3 protein-coding genes are annotated in these 3,487 nt (G+C 67.7%); all 3 read left to right on the forward strand.

Going from position 1 to position 3,487, the window contains the following annotated elements:
* Positions 1 to 8: 8 nt before the first annotated feature.
* On the forward strand, positions 9 to 974 hold the full coding sequence (gene mreC, locus CF68_RS13015) for a rod shape-determining protein MreC (protein ID WP_035819370.1): 966 nt from the start codon (positions 9 to 11) through the stop codon (positions 972 to 974).
* Entirely contained in the window at positions 971 to 1,483 is a 513-nt protein-coding gene (gene mreD / locus CF68_RS13020) for a rod shape-determining protein MreD (RefSeq protein WP_035819372.1), read from the forward strand. Before mreC ends, mreD begins: the two co-directional genes overlap by 4 nt.
* 53 nt (positions 1,484 to 1,536) lie before the next feature.
* On the forward strand, positions 1,537 to 3,487 hold a 1,951-nt coding region (mrdA, locus tag CF68_RS13025; RefSeq protein ID WP_035819374.1), incomplete at its 3' end, for a penicillin-binding protein 2.

A 3,487-nucleotide genomic window follows, 5' to 3' on the forward strand; every position in this document is an offset into this window, starting at 1 on the left:
TCGGGTAAATGGATTACTCCCCTCCGCCGCTCTTCAAGCAAGGCACCTCGGCAGTCGCCAGGCTGGTCCTGTACGTGGCCATCGCGCTGGCGCTGCTGGTGGTCGATGCCCGTTTCGATGCGCTCAGCGTGGGCCGGCAGGTTGCCGCCACCGTGCTGATGCCGGTCGAGCGCCTGGTGCTGACGCCGCGCGACGCGCTGCGCACGATGTTCGACTATGCGCAGTCGTCGGCGATGCTCGCCACCGAGAACCGCGAACTGCGCCAGAACGCCGTGCAGCAGGCCCAGGCTTCGGTGCGCCAGGCGCAGCTGGAGTCCGAGAACAACCAGCTGCGCAAGCTGCTCGGGCTGGCGCAGCAGTCGGCCACGCCGGTGACGGCCGCCGAGATCCTGTATGACGCGCGCGATCCCTACAGCCAGCGCATCGTGATCGACAAGGGCAGCCAGCACGGCCTGCGCGCCGGCTACCCGGTGATCGACGAGCGCGGCGTGGTGGGGCAGGTCACGCGCGTGTCGCCGTTCCAGTCCGAGGTGACGCTGCTGACCGACAAGGACCAGGCCATCCCCGTGCAGGTGGTGCGCAACGGGCTGCGCAGCGTGGCCTTCGGCGGCGCGCGCGCGGGCCAGCTGGACCTGCGCTTCATGGCCGCCGCCGCCGACCTGCAGCAGGGCGACCTGCTGGTGACCTCGGGCCTGGATGGCACCTACCCGCCGGGCCTGCCGGTGGCAAAGATCATCCATATCGAGCGCAAGGCCGATACCGCGTTCTCGCGCGTGTACTGCGAGCCGGTGGCCGGCGTGCGCGCGCACCGCCAGCTGCTGGTGGTGCGCTACGACGCGGCCATCCCCGCGCGGGAAGCGGTCGAGGCCAAGCCGGAGGCGCCGGTCAAGGGCGCCAAGTCCGCTGCGGCGCGCGCTGCCGCCGATAGCGCGGCGGCAGCCAAGGCCGCGCCCGCCAAGGAGGCACCACGGTGACCAATCCCCAATACCTGCTGCGGCCGGTCAATCCCGTCTTTATCGCCTTCAGCTTCGTACTGGCGTTCCTGTTCAACCTGATGCCCTGGGGCACCACGCTGTGGGTCCCCGACATGGTGGCGCTGGTGCTGGTGTTCTGGAACATCCACCAGCCGCGCAAGGTGGGCATGGGCGTGGCCTTCCTGCTGGGCCTGCTGATGGACGTGCACGATGCCCGGCTGCTGGGCGAGCACGCGCTGGCCTACACCCTGCTGGCCTACTTTGCCATCACCATCCACCGCCGCGTGCTGTGGTTCACCGTCTATACCCAGGCGCTGCACGTGCTGCCGCTGCTGTTCATCGTGCACGCGGTGCCGGTGCTGATCCGGCTGGCCATGGGCGCGCCGCTGCCGGGCTGGCAACTGCTGCTGGCACCGGCGATCGAGGCGCTGCTGTGGCCGCTGGCCACCAGCCTGCTGCTGGCGCCGCAGCGCCGTTCGAGCGATGTCGACGAGACCCGTCCGATCTGACGCCGCACGCACCTGACCGCACCTAAACGCTCATCCCTGGCCAAAGCAGTACCATGACCGAAATCCGCAACGTCGAACTGGAAATCGGCCGCTTCCGCATCCGCGTGGCGGCCGCGGCCCTGTTCACGGTGATCTGCTTTGGCCTGCTGTTCACGCGCTTCCTGTGGCTGCAGTGGTACAAGCATGACCAGTACTCGGCCAAGGCCGAGGACAACCGCATCTCGGTGGCGCCGATCGAGCCCAACCGCGGCATCATCATGGACCGCAACGGGATCGTGCTGGCGCGCAATTATTCGGCGTACACGCTGGAGATCACGCCGTCCAAGCTGACCGATACGCTGGACAACACCATCGAGAGCCTGTCAGGCCTGGTGGATATCCAGCCGCGCGACCGGCGCCGCTTCAAGCGGCTGATGGAAGAATCGCGCAGCTTTGAAAGCCTGCCGATCCGCAGCCAGCTGAGCGACGAGGAAGTGGCGCGCTTTTCCGCGCAGCGCTTCCGCTACCCGGGCGTGGACGTGCGCGCGCGGCTGTTCCGCCAGTACCCGCTGGGCGAATCGGCTTCGCACGTGGTCGGCTACCTGGGCCGCATCTCGCAGCGCGACCAGGAACGCATCGAGGCCATGGACGAGGCCAACGATGCCGACGGCGCCAAATACGATCCGCGCAAGGATGCCGACAACTACAAGGGCACCAATTACATCGGCAAGATCGGCCTGGAGCAGAGCTACGAGAGCGAGCTGCACGGCCTGACCGGCTTCGAGGAAGTGGAAGTGAGCGCGGGCGGGCGCCCCATCCGCACGCTTTCGACCTCACCCGCCACGCCCGGCAACAACCTGATCCTGTCGCTCGACATCCGCCTGCAGCAGCTGGCCGAGGCACTCTACGGCAACCGCCGCGGCGCACTGGTGGCGATCGAACCGTCCACCGGCGACATCCTGGCCTTTGTCTCCAAGCCGACCTACGACCCCAACCTGTTCGTCGAAGGCATCGACACCAATACCTGGAACGAGCTCAACAACTCGCCCGACAAGCCGCTGCTGAACCGACCCCTCAGGGGCACCTACCCGCCGGGCTCGACCTACAAGCCGTTCATGGCGCTGGCGGCGCTGACCACCGGCAAGCGCACCGCGGCCTGGGGCATGTCCGATCCGGGCTTCTTCACGCTGGGCAACCACACCTTCCGCGACGACAAGCCGGGCGGCCATGGCTGGGTCGACATGCACAGCTCGATCGTGCACTCGTGCGATACCTACTACTACGCGCTGGCGCGCGACATGGGCGTCAACGGCATCCATGACTTCATGAAGCCGCTGGGCTTCGGCCAGATCACGGGCATCGACATCGAGGGCGAAAGCCGCGGCATCCTGCCGTCCACCGACTGGAAGCGCAAGGCATACCGCAAGCCCGAGCAGCAGAGGTGGTACGACGGCGAGACCATCTCGCTGGGCATTGGCCAGGGCTACAACAGCTTCACCATCCTGCAGCTGGCGCAGGCCACCTCGGTCATCGTCAACGACGGCAAGGTGATGAAGCCCCACCTGGTCAAGGCGGTGGAAGACGCGGTCACGCGCAAGCGCGCGCTGACCGTGCCCAAGGAAAGCTACACCATCCCGCTCAAGCAGGCCGACATCAACGTGATCAAGCGCGCCATGGTGGCGGTGACGCATTCCGGCACGGCCGCGCGCGTGTTTGCCGGCGCCGCCTATGAGTCGGCGGGCAAGACCGGCACGGCGCAGACCTACAGCCTGGCCAAGGGCGAGAAGTACAACCACCACGCGCTGGACGAGCGCAAGCGCGACCACTCGCTGTACACGGCCTTCGCGCCCGCGGACAACCCCAGGATCGCGATTGCGCTGATCGTCGAGAACGCCGGCTTCGGCGCGGCGGTGGCCGCGCCGATCGCGCGCAAGGTGATGGACTACTACCTGACCGGCAAATGGCCGGCGGAGCTGGAAGCCATCGCACCGCCGGAAGCCGAGCGCATGGCTGGCCGCCCGCCGG

Origin of the sequence: Cupriavidus sp. SK-4 (assembly GCF_000611125.1) — a bacterium.
In the GTDB taxonomy this organism is placed as follows: Bacteria; Pseudomonadota; Gammaproteobacteria; order Burkholderiales; family Burkholderiaceae; genus Cupriavidus; species Cupriavidus necator.

Coding starts and splice junctions, on each gene's coding strand:
- mreC (WP_035819370.1), top strand. CDS start 9: ATGGATTACTCCCCTCCGCCGCTCTTCAAGCAAGGCACCTCGGCAGTC.